18 protein-coding genes and 1 tRNA gene are annotated in these 12896 nt (G+C 52.3%); 18 read left to right on the top strand and 1 reads right to left on the bottom strand.

What is annotated here, in order from left to right; genetic code table 11:
- The first annotated feature begins 3 nt into the window (after positions 1-3).
- Genes hisC through tatC form a run of 11 tightly spaced genes read left to right on the top strand, consistent with a single transcriptional unit; the run spans position 4 to position 6546 of the window.
- A complete protein-coding gene (gene hisC / locus B4C79_RS08205; protein WP_291740852.1) occupies positions 4-1104 on the top strand; it encodes a histidinol-phosphate transaminase in 1101 nt (366 codons plus the stop codon).
- 14 nt (positions 1105-1118) lie between these two features.
- Entirely contained in the window at positions 1119-1706 is a 588-nt protein-coding gene (hisB, locus tag B4C79_RS08200; RefSeq protein WP_291740850.1) for an imidazoleglycerol-phosphate dehydratase HisB, read from the top strand.
- Entirely contained in the window at positions 1703-2335 is a 633-nt protein-coding gene (gene hisH, locus B4C79_RS08195; protein WP_291740848.1) for an imidazole glycerol phosphate synthase subunit HisH, read from the top strand. Before hisB ends, hisH begins: the two co-directional genes overlap by 4 nt.
- A 52-nt stretch (positions 2336-2387) precedes the next feature.
- The gene (gene hisA, locus B4C79_RS08190; RefSeq protein WP_275270370.1) at positions 2388-3137 is read left to right on the top strand and encodes a 1-(5-phosphoribosyl)-5-[(5-phosphoribosylamino)methylideneamino]imidazole-4-carboxamide isomerase; all 750 of its coding nucleotides are present in this window, start codon (positions 2388-2390) and stop codon (positions 3135-3137) included.
- The gene (hisF, locus tag B4C79_RS08185; RefSeq protein ID WP_291751335.1) at positions 3137-3901 is read left to right on the top strand and encodes an imidazole glycerol phosphate synthase subunit HisF; all 765 of its coding nucleotides are present in this window, start codon (positions 3137-3139) and stop codon (positions 3899-3901) included. The genes hisA and hisF overlap by 1 nt, the downstream gene beginning before the upstream one ends.
- Before the next feature lie 13 nt (positions 3902-3914).
- Positions 3915-4346, top strand: coding sequence for a phosphoribosyl-AMP cyclohydrolase (hisI, locus tag B4C79_RS08180; protein ID WP_291743368.1), 432 nt, complete (start codon positions 3915-3917; stop codon positions 4344-4346).
- A 6-nt stretch (positions 4347-4352) separates the two neighbouring features.
- On the top strand, positions 4353-4691 hold the full coding sequence (locus B4C79_RS08175; RefSeq protein ID WP_291743371.1) for a phosphoribosyl-ATP diphosphatase: 339 nt from the start codon (positions 4353-4355) through the stop codon (positions 4689-4691).
- A gap of 22 nt (positions 4692-4713) precedes the next feature.
- Complete coding sequence (locus B4C79_RS08170; protein WP_291743372.1) at positions 4714-5070, top strand: histidine triad nucleotide-binding protein; 357 nt, start codon at positions 4714-4716, stop codon at positions 5068-5070.
- 36 nt (positions 5071-5106) lie between these two features.
- The gene (gene tatA, locus B4C79_RS08165) at positions 5107-5343 is read left to right on the top strand and encodes a Sec-independent protein translocase subunit TatA (RefSeq protein ID WP_105027370.1); all 237 of its coding nucleotides are present in this window, start codon (positions 5107-5109) and stop codon (positions 5341-5343) included.
- A 24-nt stretch (positions 5344-5367) separates the two neighbouring features.
- Complete coding sequence (gene tatB / locus B4C79_RS08160) at positions 5368-5793, top strand: Sec-independent protein translocase protein TatB (RefSeq protein ID WP_105027369.1); 426 nt, start codon at positions 5368-5370, stop codon at positions 5791-5793.
- 15 nt (positions 5794-5808) lie between these two features.
- On the top strand, positions 5809-6546 hold the full coding sequence (tatC, locus tag B4C79_RS08155; protein ID WP_171100737.1) for a twin-arginine translocase subunit TatC: 738 nt from the start codon (positions 5809-5811) through the stop codon (positions 6544-6546).
- A 39-nt stretch (positions 6547-6585) separates the two neighbouring features.
- On the opposite strand, the gene B4C79_RS08150 is transcribed toward tatC, so the two are convergent.
- Positions 6586-7740, bottom strand: a complete 1155-nt coding sequence (locus B4C79_RS08150) for a S1C family serine protease (protein WP_105027368.1) — start codon at positions 7738-7740, stop codon at positions 6586-6588.
- Between the two features lie 32 nt (positions 7741-7772).
- On the opposite strand from B4C79_RS08150, the gene B4C79_RS08145 reads away from it, so the two are divergent.
- From B4C79_RS08145 to B4C79_RS08115, 7 genes are all read left to right on the top strand, one after another.
- The gene (locus B4C79_RS08145) at positions 7773-8525 is read left to right on the top strand and encodes a Nif3-like dinuclear metal center hexameric protein (protein ID WP_291743386.1); all 753 of its coding nucleotides are present in this window, start codon (positions 7773-7775) and stop codon (positions 8523-8525) included.
- Positions 8526-8670: 145 nt separating this feature from the next.
- On the top strand, positions 8671-9276 hold the full coding sequence (gene petA, locus B4C79_RS08140; protein WP_291743377.1) for a ubiquinol-cytochrome c reductase iron-sulfur subunit: 606 nt from the start codon (positions 8671-8673) through the stop codon (positions 9274-9276).
- A gap of 25 nt (positions 9277-9301) precedes the next feature.
- Entirely contained in the window at positions 9302-10567 is a 1266-nt protein-coding gene (locus B4C79_RS08135) for a cytochrome b (RefSeq protein WP_105027366.1), read from the top strand.
- Positions 10568-10619: 52 nt separating this feature from the next.
- A complete protein-coding gene (locus B4C79_RS08130) occupies positions 10620-11375 on the top strand; it encodes a cytochrome c1 (protein ID WP_105029705.1) in 756 nt (251 codons plus the stop codon).
- Between the two features lie 75 nt (positions 11376-11450).
- Complete coding sequence (locus tag B4C79_RS08125) at positions 11451-12053, top strand: glutathione S-transferase N-terminal domain-containing protein (RefSeq protein WP_105029704.1); 603 nt, start codon at positions 11451-11453, stop codon at positions 12051-12053.
- A 46-nt stretch (positions 12054-12099) separates the two neighbouring features.
- Positions 12100-12642 (top strand): ClpXP protease specificity-enhancing factor, encoded by a 543-nt coding sequence (locus B4C79_RS08120; RefSeq protein WP_291743380.1) that lies wholly within the window; start codon positions 12100-12102, stop codon positions 12640-12642.
- Positions 12643-12656: 14 nt separating this feature from the next.
- Positions 12657-12732: transfer RNA gene (locus B4C79_RS08115), tRNA-Thr, on the top strand.
- The last annotated feature ends 164 nt before the right edge of the window (positions 12733-12896 follow it).

Raw genomic sequence — 12896 nt, 5'->3', positions numbered from 1 at the left:
ACCATGAGCCTACTTCAAAAAACAATTCGTGCTGATGTGCAGGCCACCAATGCTTACGTGGTGGCTCCTTCGGCCGGCATGTTGAAGCTGGATGCCATGGAGAACCCCCAGGGCATGCCTGCAGCTTTGCTGGATAAGCTTGCGCAGCAATTAAAAACTGCGGAGCTGAATCGATACCCCGCGCCCAAAGCACTGGAGCTGGAAGCAGCCTTGCGCGCCTGCACGGCCATTCCCAAAGCGGCGCATGTGTTGTTTGGAAATGGCTCGGATGAACTGATCGATCTGATTATTCGTGCCTGCTGCATGCCTGGTGATGCGGTGCTTTCACCCGTGCCCACCTTCGTGATGTATGCCGTGTACAGCCAATGGAGCCACGCCCGTTTTGTGGGAGTCGACCTGAACCCCGACTTCACGCTGAACATGCCGGCCATGCTGAAAGCGATTGCGACCAATCAGCCCAAAGTGGTGTTTTTGGCTTACCCCAACAACCCCACCGGCGTGGCGTTGCGCGAAGCTGAAATTGTGCAGATTATTGAGGCCACGCCTGGCTTGGTGGTGGTGGATGAGGCCTATGAGGCTTTCGCCGATGCATCCTTCATGGCCCGGGTCCTTGAATTTCCCAACGTTCTGGTGCTGCGCACTTTCTCGAAGCTTGGTTTGGCCGGTGCGCGTTTGGGTTATGCCGTGGCCAGCCCCGCCTGGGTTGAGCAAATCGACAAAGTACGCCCGCCGTACAACGTGAATGTACTGACTCGAATTGCGGTTCAGTTTGCGCTCGAGCATTTTGAAGCCTTTGAGACCCAGGCCAGTCTGCTGCGCGATCAGCGCGATGTGCTGACCGAATCATTGAAAAACCTGAAAACATCCAATGGCGACGTTGAAGTGTTTGATTCTTACGCCAATTTTGTACTTTTCCGCATCCCGAATGCGCTTGAAGTCTTTGAAGCCCTGAAAAACAAGGGTATCTTGGTGAAATACGTGGGCAAGGCCCACCCCTTGTTGCAAAACTGCTTGCGCGTTACCGTGAGCACTGAGCAAGAGAATCAGCAGTTTTTGGTGGCTGTGCAACAATCCATCGACGAAGTGGCCACCAAGGCCGCATAACATTTTAGACAATCATGAGAACCGCAGAAGTTACCCGCAATACCCTGGAAACCCAGATCACCGTGAAAATCAATCTGGACGGTACAGGTGAACGCCACCTCGACACGGGTGTGCCATTTTTGGACCACATGCTGGAACAAATTTCGCGCCACGGCCTGTTCGATCTTCACATTGTGGCCAAGGGTGACCTGCACATTGATGCTCACCACACTGTGGAAGACACCGGCATTACGCTGGGCATGGCATTCACGAAAGCCTTGGGCGACAAAAAAGGAATTGTTCGTTACGGCCACAGCTATGTGCCGCTGGACGAAGCCCTGTCGCGCGTGGTGGTCGACCTCTCCGGGCGTCCCGGTTTGCATCAGGATATTCCGTTCACCAGGGCCAGCATTGGCGCCTTCGATGTGGATTTGGTGTTTGAATTTTTCCAGGGTTTTGTGAACCACGCCCTGTGCACCTTGCACATTGACAACCTGAAAGGTGTGAACTCACACCACCAGTGTGAAACTGTGTTCAAGGCTTTTGGACGTGCCCTGCGCATGGCGGTGGCCATCGATGAACGTCAACAGGGTGCCATTCCCAGTACCAAAGGTGCTTTGTGAGTCTAGTTGCCGTTGTTGATTACGGCATGGGCAACCTGCGTTCAGTGGCCCAAGCGTTGCAACATGTAAAGCTCGACAATCAGGAAATCCAGATCACCGACGACCCCGCTCTGATTGATCGGGCCAGCCGGGTGGTGTTGCCTGGGCAGGGCGCCATGCCCGATTGCATGAAAGCGCTTCGGGAGTCGGGTTTGATGCAAGCCGTGTACCGCGCTGCTGAATCGAAACCCTTGTTTGGCGTGTGCGTTGGCGAGCAAATGATGATGGAGCGCAGCGCCGAGGGTCCTGCCGAATGCCTTTCCCTGTTTGCGGGTGACGTGGTGAAGTTTGACCCCCGCCTGACTGTGGAGTGTGGCTTGAAGGTGCCCCACATGGGCTGGAACCAGGTGAACCAGCGCACAAAGCACCCCATGTGGGCTGGCATTGAAAACGGCGCATGGTTTTATTTTGTTCACAGTTATCACGTCAATCCTGTCAACCCGGACCACGTTGCGGGTGAAACAGACTACGGTGTTCGCTTTACCTGCGCCATTGCACGGGATAACATCTTTGCAACACAGTTTCATCCTGAAAAAAGTGCGGAGGACGGCTTAAGGCTGTATTCCAATTTTTTAAGATGGAACCCCTGAGTTTTTATCGATTATTTTTTCCACTCACTTGAATAGTTAACAACACAGTCTCATGTTACTCATTCCAGCAATCGACCTGAAAGACGGTCAATGTGTTCGCCTGAAGCAAGGCAATATGGACGATGCCACCATTTTCTCGGCAGACCCGGTCGAAATGGCCATGAAATGGGTTGAAAGTGGCGCGCGCCGCTTGCACCTGGTCGATTTGAATGGTGCGATTGCGGGCAAACCCGTGAACGAGGGTGTCATTATTGACATTCTGGATGCTGTGGGCGGCGCTATTCCAGTGCAATTGGGTGGCGGTATTCGTGACCTGGACACCATTGAACGTTACCTGGACGATGGCTTGAGCTACGTCATCATTGGAACGGCTGCGGTGAAAAACCCTGGTTTTCTGCATGACGCGTGCGGTGCGTTCCCCGGTCAAATTATTGTGGGCCTGGATGCCAAGGAAGGCAAAGTGGCCACAGACGGCTGGAGCAAAATTTCCGGCCATGATGTGGTTGACCTTGCCAAGAAGTACGAAGGCTATGGCGTAGAGGCCATTATTTACACTGACATTGGCCGAGATGGCATGTTGGGTGGTGTCAACATTGAAGCCACGGTTCGCCTGGCCAATGCATTGACCATTCCGGTGATTGCCTCTGGTGGCATTACCAACCTGGACGATGTGAAGCAGCTGTGTGCGGTTGAGCATGAGGGCGTGATGGGTGCCATTTGTGGTCGCTCCATTTACGAAGGCACGCTCGATTTCGCCAAGGGCCAGTCTCTGGCTGATGAATTGAACGGAAAAGCCTACTAATGCTTGCAAGCCGTATCATCCCCTGCCTGGATGTAACCGCAGGTCGGGTGGTCAAAGGCGTCAATTTTGTGGAACTGCGCGATGCGGGTGACCCCGTTGAAATTGCTCGTCGCTATGATGAGCAGGGCGCAGATGAACTCACATTCCTTGACATTACAGCCTCATCCGATGACCGTGACCTGATTCTGCATGTGATCGAAGCTGTCGCCAGCCAGGTGTTTATTCCCTTGACTGTGGGGGGCGGTGTGCGCAAGGTAGAAGACGTGCGCCGATTATTGAATGCGGGTGCTGACAAAATCAGCATCAATACTTCGGCAGTGACCAACCCCGACTTGGTGGGAGAGGCCACTGCGAAGTATGGTTCACAGTGCATTGTGGTGGCCATTGATGCCAAGGCCAAAAGCAATGGCGAACCAGGCTGGGAGGTGTACACCCATGGTGGCCGAAAACCCACTGGGCTAGATGCCGTTGAATGGGCGCGCAAAATGCAGGCCTTGGGTGCTGGTGAGTTGCTATTGACCAGCATGGACCGCGACGGCACCAAAATCGGTTTCAATCTGGAATTGACTCGCGCAGTGTCCGATGCGGTTTCCATTCCCGTGATCGCCAGCGGCGGTGTGGGCAACCTCGACCATCTGGTGGATGGCGTCATCAAAGGCAAAGCCAGCGCTGTGCTGGCGGCCAGCATATTTCACTACGGTGAGTACACTGTACAGCAGGCCAAAGCCCACATGGCCAAGGCCGGCATTACAGTTCGGCTGTAAAGGGGCATTCGCCATGAGCAAGGATGTAGTAATTACAGAAAATTGGCTGGACAGTGTCAGTTTTGATGACAAGGGTTTGGTGAGTGTGGTTGCACAAGACCACCTCAGCAAACGCGTGTTGATGGTCGCCTGGATGAACCGCGAGGCACTCGAAATTACAGCCAGCACTGGTTTTGCAACGTATTTTTCACGTTCGCGCGGTAAACTGTGGCACAAAGGTGAGGAATCGGGCAACCAGCAGAAGGTGAAGGAGATTCGCCTGGACTGTGATGGTGATGTGCTGGTGCTGATGGTGGAGCAAGTAGGCGGTATTGCTTGCCACACGGGCCGTGAAAGCTGCTTTTATTACGCGCTGGAAGGTGTGCAGGGTGAAAAGCCCAAGTGGGTTGCCAAAGACCCTGTGCTGAAAAACCCTTCCGACATGTACGGCAAAAATAAGGAATGAACAAGCATGGCTGACCTTGAAAAAGCGTCTGGAGATTTGCTCGAGCGTTTGACCCAGGTGCTGGAAGCACGCAAGCAAGCCAGCCCTGAGCAATCCTATGTGGCGAAGTTGCACCACAAGGGGCAGGACGCGATCCTGAAAAAGATCGGTGAGGAGTCTTGCGAACTGGTGATGGCGTCTAAAGATCAAGACTCCGCCAAAGTGATCGCTGAAACAGCCGATTTGTGGTTTCACAGCCTGGTCTTGCTGGGTTGGCACGGTTTGACTGCTGCCGATGTGCTGGCCGAACTGGACCGTCGCATGGGTTTGTCTGGTTTGGTTGAGAAGGCCAATCGGCCCCAGTAAATTCACGCGAAAGGAACAAGAAATGTCAGACTGCATTTTCTGCAAAATTGTCGCTGGGGAAATCCCTAGCAGAAAAGTATACGAAGACGAGGATATCCTCGCGTTTCACGACATCAAGCCGGCTGCGCCAGTGCACTTTCTGATTATTCCGAAAAAGCACATTCCCACGCTGGCCGATGCCACCGAAGAAGACATTCCCGTGATGGGAAAAATAATGACCATTGCGGGTCAATTGGCCAGGCAAGAAGGGTGTCATGACGGTTTTAGAACCATCGTGAACACTGGAAGGGTAGGTTGCCAAGAGGTGTATCATGTTCATGCGCACATACTTGGTGGTGATAAACCATTGGGCGTTATGCTCGGCATGCCTGCCTTGTAACGCAACGAGACACGAAAAACATATCAGGAGTAAGTCATGGGTTCATTTAGCATTTGGCACTGGGTGATAGTGCTGGTCATCGTGATGTTGGTGTTTGGCACCAAGAAATTGCGCAACATCGGTTCCGATCTGGGTGGTGCAGTGAAAGGTTTCAAGGATGGCATGAAAGAGGGTGGTTCGGAAGGTGAGCAAAATGCCGCCAAATTGGCCGACGACAGCAGCAAGAAGTCGGACACGATCGACGTCGAAGCCAAAGAGAAATCTTCCAGTTAATTTCCCCTTTTTGCGGCGCGCAGCATGTTCGACATTGCTTTCTCGGAAATGCTTATCATCGCAGTGATCGCGCTGCTGGTGATAGGTCCTGAAAAACTGCCCAAGGTGGCCAAAACGGTTGGTCATTTGTTGGGCAAGGCCCAACGTTACGTCAGTGACGTGAAGTCTGAGATCAATCGGGAAATGGAAATCGACGAGTTGCGCAAGCTGCAGGCAGAAATGCAGACTGCTGCCCGTAAGGTTGAGGGTGACGTTCAAACCACCTTGCGAGACACTGAGGCGGATTTGAACAAATCCGTGAAATCAATCGAAGATGACATTGCGGAGCTTGAGAGTAGCAAGCCGGCCGCCGTGGCTACCGTCAATTCAAACACACAATCTCCGCCCAAGGCGGAAGAGCCAGCGCCAGCGCAACCCGTGGGGCCTGCCCCCAAGGTAGAGGCCAAATAACAAGGTGCATGGGTAATGAGTCAGCAAGAAAATTTTGTCAGTCACCTGGTCGAACTGCGCGATCGTTTGTTGCGCGCAGTGGTTGGTTTTTTGATTGTGTTTGTGGCCTTGATGGCCTACCCGGGTGCAGCTTACATTTTTGATTTGTTGGCCTTGCCCATTCAAAGCGCTCTGCCCGAAGGCACCAAGATGATTGCCACGGGCGTGATCACACCCTTCATGGTGCCCGTGAAATTAACTGCCATGGTGGCCTTTGTCATTTCTCTGCCCATCTTGTTGTATCAAGCCTGGGCCTTCATTGCGCCTGGTTTGTATCAACACGAGAAAAAAATGGCTTTGCCCATTATTTTTTCCAGCACAGTGCTGTTTCTCGTGGGCATTGCTTTTTGTCATTTCATTGTGTTTGGCAAGGTGTTTGCCTTCATCAACGATTTCGCCCCGCAAAGCATCACGCCAGCACCTGACATTGAAGCCTACATGAGCTTCGTGCTGACCATGTTCATGGCTTTCGGCATGACCTTCGAGGTGCCCATTGTGGTGGTGGTGTTGGTGTACCTGGGTGTGGTTACCGTAGAAAAACTGGTGGAAATTCGTGGGTATGTGATTGTGGCGGCTTTTGTAATTGCTGCCATCGTGACACCGCCCGATGTGATGTCACAGCTGTTTCTTGCCATTCCCATTTGTATTTTGTACGAGGTGGGTATTCTGTTTGCCAAAATTATCGGCAAACAACGTCAGCAAATTCTGGAATAAATCAGAGCATAAGCCAGGCGGGTTGGCCTTGATGATGTATCAAGGCCGTTTCAAAAAGTCACCAGGCTTTGGGCGCACGCCAATCTCAATCATGACGGTCTCGGTTTTGCCGTCACGCAACAATTCCACTGATTTTTTGTCACCTGGTGCGTAAGCCGCAATCTGGTTCAACATCTGTGTGGTGTCAGTAATTTTTTTGTCGTCCAGCTTCAGCAGAATATCGCCCACTTTCAGGCCAGCCTTGTCCGCGGGGCCATCTTTCACAATACCCGCAATAATCACACCGTCTTTTTGCGGTAAATCAAATGCCGAGGCCAGTTCTTCGGTGATGTTTTGTTGCTCCACACCAATGTAACCACGAGTCACCGTGCCGGTGCGCACAATCTGGTTCAACACGCCTTGAACGGTTTTGGCCGGGATGGCAAAGCCAATACCCAATGAGCCTCCCGAGCGACTGTAAATGGCCGTGTTGATCCCCAGCAGATTGCCTGCGGTATCCACAAGCGCTCCGCCGGAGTTGCCGGGGTTAATGGCTGCATCGGTTTGAATGAAGTTCTCGAACGTGTTAATGCCGACGTGGTTTCGACCCAGCGCACTCACAATGCCCATGGTCACGGTTTGGCCCACACCGAAAGGATTGCCCATGGCCAGCACCACATCGCCCACCCGCACTGTTTCATCGGCGGCAAATTTCAGGCTGGGCAGGTTATCGAGTTTGATTCGAAGCACGGCAAGATCGGTTTCAGGGTCAGTTCCCACCAGCTCAGCTTTGGTTGTTCTTCCGTCGTTCAGACTGACTTCAATTTCATCAGCTGCTTCAACCACGTGCTGGTTGGTCACAATCAAACCGTCGCTGTTCACAATGACGCCCGAGCCCAGGCTAGAGGCTTGCTCTTCTTGCTCAAACTGTTCCTCTAGTTCATCGCCGAAAAATTTACGAATTTCCGGGTCTTCGAAAAATGGGTGCTTGGGCAAGTTGTTTGCGCGTTTGCTGGTAAAAATATTCACCACGGCTGGCATGGCGGTGTCCACGGCATGGCGGTAGCCAGCCACACCTTCGGGCTGGGCTGTTTGATAAGCCGGCTTTTGCAGCCAGTTGGGTACCCACTCTGGGCGTAGTACTTCGGTGATGAAATACAATGCAAGAAGTACGGTTAAGGCCTGAGCAAAGGTCAGCCAGAGTTTTTTCAACATATCAAGAATGCAGGGGTGCGCCGTTGGCTTCAGTGGATCGGAATGTGCTGGAACATGATTTGCGGGAATTGCTGGATCAGGCTCGCATGTCAGATTATTGCCCAAATGGGCTGCAGTTGGAAGGCAGGCCCCGTATTCAACGGCTGTTGACGGGTGTCACCGCATCCAGGGAGCTGATTGAGCTGGCGGTTGAGCTGAATGCCGATGCGATTTTGGTACACCATGGCCTGATGTGGAAAGGTGACCCCCAAGTGGTGACAGGGTTTCGCAAAGAACGCCTGCAGTTGGCGCTGGCTCATGATTTGAACGTGTTTGCTTACCACTTGCCGCTGGACAAACACCCAGAGCTGGGCAACAACGCCCAATTGGGCAAAATGTTGGGTTGGCCCAGCACCCGTGTGGTGGGCGACAAGGGTTTGGTTCATCTGGGTGTGCTCCCGAAGCCTCAGCCTCTGAGTGAACTGGTTCAGCAGGTAAGCAGTGTATTGGGCCACCATGTTCAAGTGGAAGGGAACAGCGACCCTGAGCGCAAGGTGACGACCGTGGCCTGGTGCACTGGCGGGGCACCCGGTTATGTAGAGGAGGCGGCTTTGCAGGGCGCCGATTTGTACTTGACTGGTGAGTTGTCCGAGCCTGCCGTGCATGTGGCCCGTGAATGCAATGTCAGCTTGCTGGGTGCCGGTCACCATGCCACGGAACGTTGCGGTGTAAAGGCCCTGGGCGAATGGATTGCACAACGCTATGGTATTGAAGTGATTTTCCGTGATTTGTTCGTTGCGGTTTAGATGTTTTCTAATGTATGGCCGCAAATGTTTCTGTCCACTCAGCATTTGATGGAAATTCTCCCCAAAACTGTTCCTTGTTTTAAGCTTGGTGGGGTACAATCTCCGGTTGCATGGATCACTGGATTTTACTTTCGGGGTTATTTTGATGAGCAATAATCAACCTGTAGACAAAGAACGTCGCGTATGGATGATCGCTTGCGGCGCAGCGGGTGGTGTAGCGGCTGCGGCAACTGGTGGCGCGTTTCTGACTTCAATGGCACCCTCCGAGCGCGCGAAAGCAGCCGGTGCGCCAGTTGAGCTTGATATTTCTGGCATGCAGCCAGGCGACATGAAAACTGTCGAATGGCGTGGAAAGCCAGTTTGGGTTGTTCGTCGCGACTCAGCCGTGGTGGAAGCACTGCCAAAGCTGGATGACCAGTTGGCTGACCCGAATTCCGAGCGCAGCCCCGACCAGTTGACCCCCGAGTACGCACGCAATCCCCACCGCTCCATCAAGCCAGAATATCTGGTTGCAGTGGGCATTTGCTCTCACCTGGGCTGCTCGCCTTCCGCCCGTTTTGAACCCGGTCCCCAGCCAAGCCTGCCCGATGACTGGCAAGGCGGCTTCTTTTGCCCTTGTCATGGTTCAACGTTTGACCTGGCTGGCCGCGTTTACGCTGGAAAACCTGCACCGGACAACCTGGAAGTGCCACCCCACAAATATTTGTCAGACACCAAGTTGTTGATCGGTGTAGACGAGAACAACGCCTGACATCTGAGAGCGAGGAGTAGTAATTATGGCGGCAGACAAAAAAGTCGAAACAACAGGCGTGTTGGGCTGGATTGACCAGCGTTTCCCCCTGACCTCGACCTACAAAGCGCATTTGTCCGAGTACTATGCGCCCAAAAACTTCAACTTCTGGTACTTTTTTGGCTCACTGGCCTTGCTGGTGTTGGTCATCCAGATCGTGACCGGTATTTTCCTGGTCATGCACTACAAACCAGATGCGGCAAAAGCTTTCCAGTCCGTTGAGTACATCATGCGCGATGTACCGTGGGGCTGGCTGGTGCGTTACATGCATTCCACCGGCGCTTCCATGTTCTTCGTGGTGGTTTACCTGCACATGATGCGTGGCCTGTTGTATGGTTCTTATCGCAAGCCCCGTGAGCTGATCTGGATTTTTGGTGTTGCAATTTTCCTGTGTCTGATGGCTGAGGCTTTCTTTGGTTACTTGTTGCCATGGGGCCAAATGAGCTACTGGGGTGCACAGGTGATCGTGAACCTGTTCTCTGCAATTCCGGTGATTGGTCCTGATCTGGCCATCTGGATTCGCGGTGACTATGTGGTTTCCGATGCAACTCTGAACCGTTTCTTCTCCTTCCACGTGATCGCCATTCCTTTGGTGTTGCTGGGTCTGGTGGCTGCGCACTTGGTGGCTTTGCACGAAGTGGGTTCCAACAATCCTGACGGCGTTGAAATCAAGGAAAAGAAGGATGCCAACGGCAAGCCTCTGGACGGCATTCCTTTCCACCCTTACTACACCGTGCATGACATTTTGGGTGTGGGCGTGTTCCTGATGGTGTTTTCTGCCATTGTGTTTTTCGCGCCTGAAATGGGTGGTTACTTCCTGGAATACAACAACTTCATTCCAGCTGACCCGTTGAAAACACCGGCGCACATCGCTCCCGTTTGGTACTTCACACCGTTCTATTCCATTCTTCGTGCCATCACATTCCCGTTCCTGGGTCTGGATGCGAAGTTCTGGGGTGTAGTGGCCATGGGTGGCGCGGTTGTTATCCTGTTCTTCCTGCCATGGCTGGACAAGAGCAAGGTGAAGTCAATCCGTTATCGCCCAGCGCTGCACAAGTGGATATACGCGGTGTTCGTAATCAACTTCATCGTGTTGGGCTATCTGGGTGTGAAGCCACCATCAGACATTGGCCAAATCGTTTCCCAGATTGGTACCCTGTACTACTTCCTGTTCTTCCTGGCAATGCCTTGGTGGTCAAAGCTGGGCACCTTCAAGCCTGTGCCTGACCGTGTTGTGTTTCAACCGCACTAAGCATGCGCACCAAGCTGACTGGACGACGAACTGGAGAAGATAGGATTAAATGATGAAAAAACTACTGGCTTTGTTGGCGCTTGTTCCCTCACTGGTTTTCGGTGCGGGCAGTAATTACCCACTGGACACAGCGCCTGACTTGACGAACGACCTGGCCGCGCTTCAACGCGGTGCCAAGTTGTTTTCCAATTACTGTTTGAATTGCCACTCTGCTGAAAGCATGCGTTACAACCGCTTGCGCGACATTGGTTTGACCGATGAGCAGATCAAGGAAAACCTGATGTTTGCCACCGACAACGTGGGCGACACCATGAATATTTCAATGGATCCAAAAGATGCCAAGAAATGGTTTGGTGCTGCACCGCCCGACCTGTCGCTGATTGCACGTTCACGTGCTTCTGCGAATGGTCCTGGTGCTGATTACATTTACACCTACCTGCGTACTTATTACCGTGACCCCTCCAAGCCAACTGGCTGGAACAACATGGCCTTCCCAAACGTGGGCATGCCCCATGTGTTGTGGGAACTACAGGGTGAGCAAGTAGCCAAGTACGAAGAAGTGCCTGCCGGTTATGGCAAGGAAGGTACGGTTCAGCAGTTTGTTGGCTTTGAGTTGACCAAGCCAGGCACCATGACCCAGGTGGAATACGATCAGGCCATGGCCGATCTCACCAGTTTCCTGGTGTTCATGGCAGAGCCGGTGCGCGAAGACCGCTTCAAGTTGGGCGTAATCGTGTTGTTGTTCTTTGGCGTGTTTACCATTTTTGCGTGGCGCTTGAACGCTGCTTACTGGAAAGACATCAAGTAAGCTTTTTGGCTTAATCATGTACAGGCTGGGGTGTTTGCTCGCCCCGGCCATTTTTTGTTTTGGGATGACAACATTATGATGGTTCTTTACTCTGGAACAACCTGCCCGTTTTCTCAGCGTTGCCGGTTTGTTTTGCATGAAAAAGGCATGGATTTCGAGATCAAGGACATTGACTTGTTCAATCGGCCTGATGACATCAGTGTGATGAACCCCTACAGCCAGGTGCCAATTCTGGTTGAACGCGATTTGATTTTGTACGAGTCAAACATTATCAACGAGTACATTGATGAGCGTTTTCCTCATCCCCAATTGATGCCAGCAGACCCGGTGATGCGCGCACGTACTCGCTTGTTCCTGTTCAATTTTGAGCGTGAACTGTTTCAACATGTGAGCGTGTTGGAAAAAGCAGGTAACCCCAAGGCCATGGACAAAGCCAAGTCGGCAATTCGTGAGCAGCTCACCCAACTGGCCCCGGTGTTTGTGAAAAGCAAATACATGCTGGGCGAAGAGTTCTCGATGCTTGATGTTGCTTTGGCACCCTTGCTGTGGCGTTTGGAGCACTATGGTATTGAACTGCCCAAGTCTGCTGCGCCATTGATGAAGTATGCCGAACGTATTTTCGCGAAGCCTGCATTTATTGATGCATTGACACCTTCAGAAAAGGTAATGCGTCGTTAATTGGATACTCACCGAGTAGCCATCCGGACACGTCGAGGAAAAAGCAGTGACTGAAGTATCTACAAAGCCTTATTTGATTCGAGCCATTCACGAATGGTGTGTCGACAATGGCTACACGCCTTACCTCGCCGTGGCTGTGAATGAGAAAACTCAAGTGCCGAAAGAATTTGTAAAAGCCGGGGAGATTGTGCTGAACACGTCTCCCTTGGCCACCAACAAATTAAGCCTTGGCAATACGGCGATTGAATTTGAAGCCCGATTTGGCGGGGTAGTTCGCGAAATTTTTGTGCCAATTGAACAAATCAGTGCGATTTATGCGCGTGAGAATGGGCATGGCATGGCTTTTGAAGTATCAAAGCCATTGGCAGAAATTGAGGGTGACGGAAACGAGGCGGTGCAATTCATTCTTGATGAAGAGGATGAGCCCGTTTCAACCGATCCTGATGACAAGCCAGCTGGTTTACGTTCGGTTTCGGGCGCCTCTGATGACCCGCAGCCTTTGTCTGTGGCTAAATCAGATAAATCTGATGAAAAAACACCAAAAAAACCCGGGCAGAAGAAAAAAAATCATCTGACTCGAGTAAAATAGCGCTTCTCTTAAGTGCCGCTTTAGCTCAGTTGGTAGAGCAACCGCCTTGTAAGCGGTAGGTCGTCAGTTCGAATCCGACAAGCGGCACCATTCTTCTCCCGGTTTCTCGGGAAATCATCCAAATTTTTTCTGTCGAACACGCGAGATGCGTCTTGCGCTGGCGTCTATTGCCAATTCGACGTGGGTTGCTTGTGTGGCACCGGATCGGTGTGATTTGGGAGCTGAGCTTCAAGGGTCACCGCTGCCCGAAAACT

Source organism: Limnobacter sp. UBA7229 (assembly GCF_002473065.1).
Classification (GTDB): Bacteria; Pseudomonadota; Gammaproteobacteria; order Burkholderiales; family Burkholderiaceae_B; genus Limnobacter; species Limnobacter profundi.
This window is presented reverse-complemented; position numbering and strand designations above follow the sequence as displayed.

Bases quoted from the DNA above. Each gene is read 5' to 3' on its own strand.
- hisC (WP_291740852.1), top strand. From the start codon at position 4: ATGAGCCTACTTCAAAAAACAATTCGTGCTGATGTGCAGGCCACCAAT.
- hisB (WP_291740850.1), top strand. From the start codon at position 1,119: ATGAGAACCGCAGAAGTTACCCGCAATACCCTGGAAACCCAGATCACC.
- hisA (WP_275270370.1), top strand. From the start codon at position 2,388: ATGTTACTCATTCCAGCAATCGACCTGAAAGACGGTCAATGTGTTCGC.
- hisF (WP_291751335.1), top strand. From the start codon at position 3,137: ATGCTTGCAAGCCGTATCATCCCCTGCCTGGATGTAACCGCAGGTCGG.
- hisI (WP_291743368.1), top strand. From the start codon at position 3,915: ATGAGCAAGGATGTAGTAATTACAGAAAATTGGCTGGACAGTGTCAGT.
- B4C79_RS08175 (WP_291743371.1), top strand. From the start codon at position 4,353: ATGGCTGACCTTGAAAAAGCGTCTGGAGATTTGCTCGAGCGTTTGACC.
- B4C79_RS08170 (WP_291743372.1), top strand. From the start codon at position 4,714: ATGTCAGACTGCATTTTCTGCAAAATTGTCGCTGGGGAAATCCCTAGC.
- tatA (WP_105027370.1), top strand. From the start codon at position 5,107: ATGGGTTCATTTAGCATTTGGCACTGGGTGATAGTGCTGGTCATCGTG.
- tatB (WP_105027369.1), top strand. From the start codon at position 5,368: ATGTTCGACATTGCTTTCTCGGAAATGCTTATCATCGCAGTGATCGCG.
- tatC (WP_171100737.1), top strand. From the start codon at position 5,809: ATGAGTCAGCAAGAAAATTTTGTCAGTCACCTGGTCGAACTGCGCGAT.
- B4C79_RS08150 (WP_105027368.1), bottom strand. From the start codon at position 7,740: ATGTTGAAAAAACTCTGGCTGACCTTTGCTCAGGCCTTAACCGTACTT.
- petA (WP_291743377.1), top strand. From the start codon at position 8,671: ATGAGCAATAATCAACCTGTAGACAAAGAACGTCGCGTATGGATGATC.
- B4C79_RS08135 (WP_105027366.1), top strand. From the start codon at position 9,302: ATGGCGGCAGACAAAAAAGTCGAAACAACAGGCGTGTTGGGCTGGATT.
- B4C79_RS08130 (WP_105029705.1), top strand. From the start codon at position 10,620: ATGAAAAAACTACTGGCTTTGTTGGCGCTTGTTCCCTCACTGGTTTTC.
- B4C79_RS08125 (WP_105029704.1), top strand. From the start codon at position 11,451: ATGATGGTTCTTTACTCTGGAACAACCTGCCCGTTTTCTCAGCGTTGC.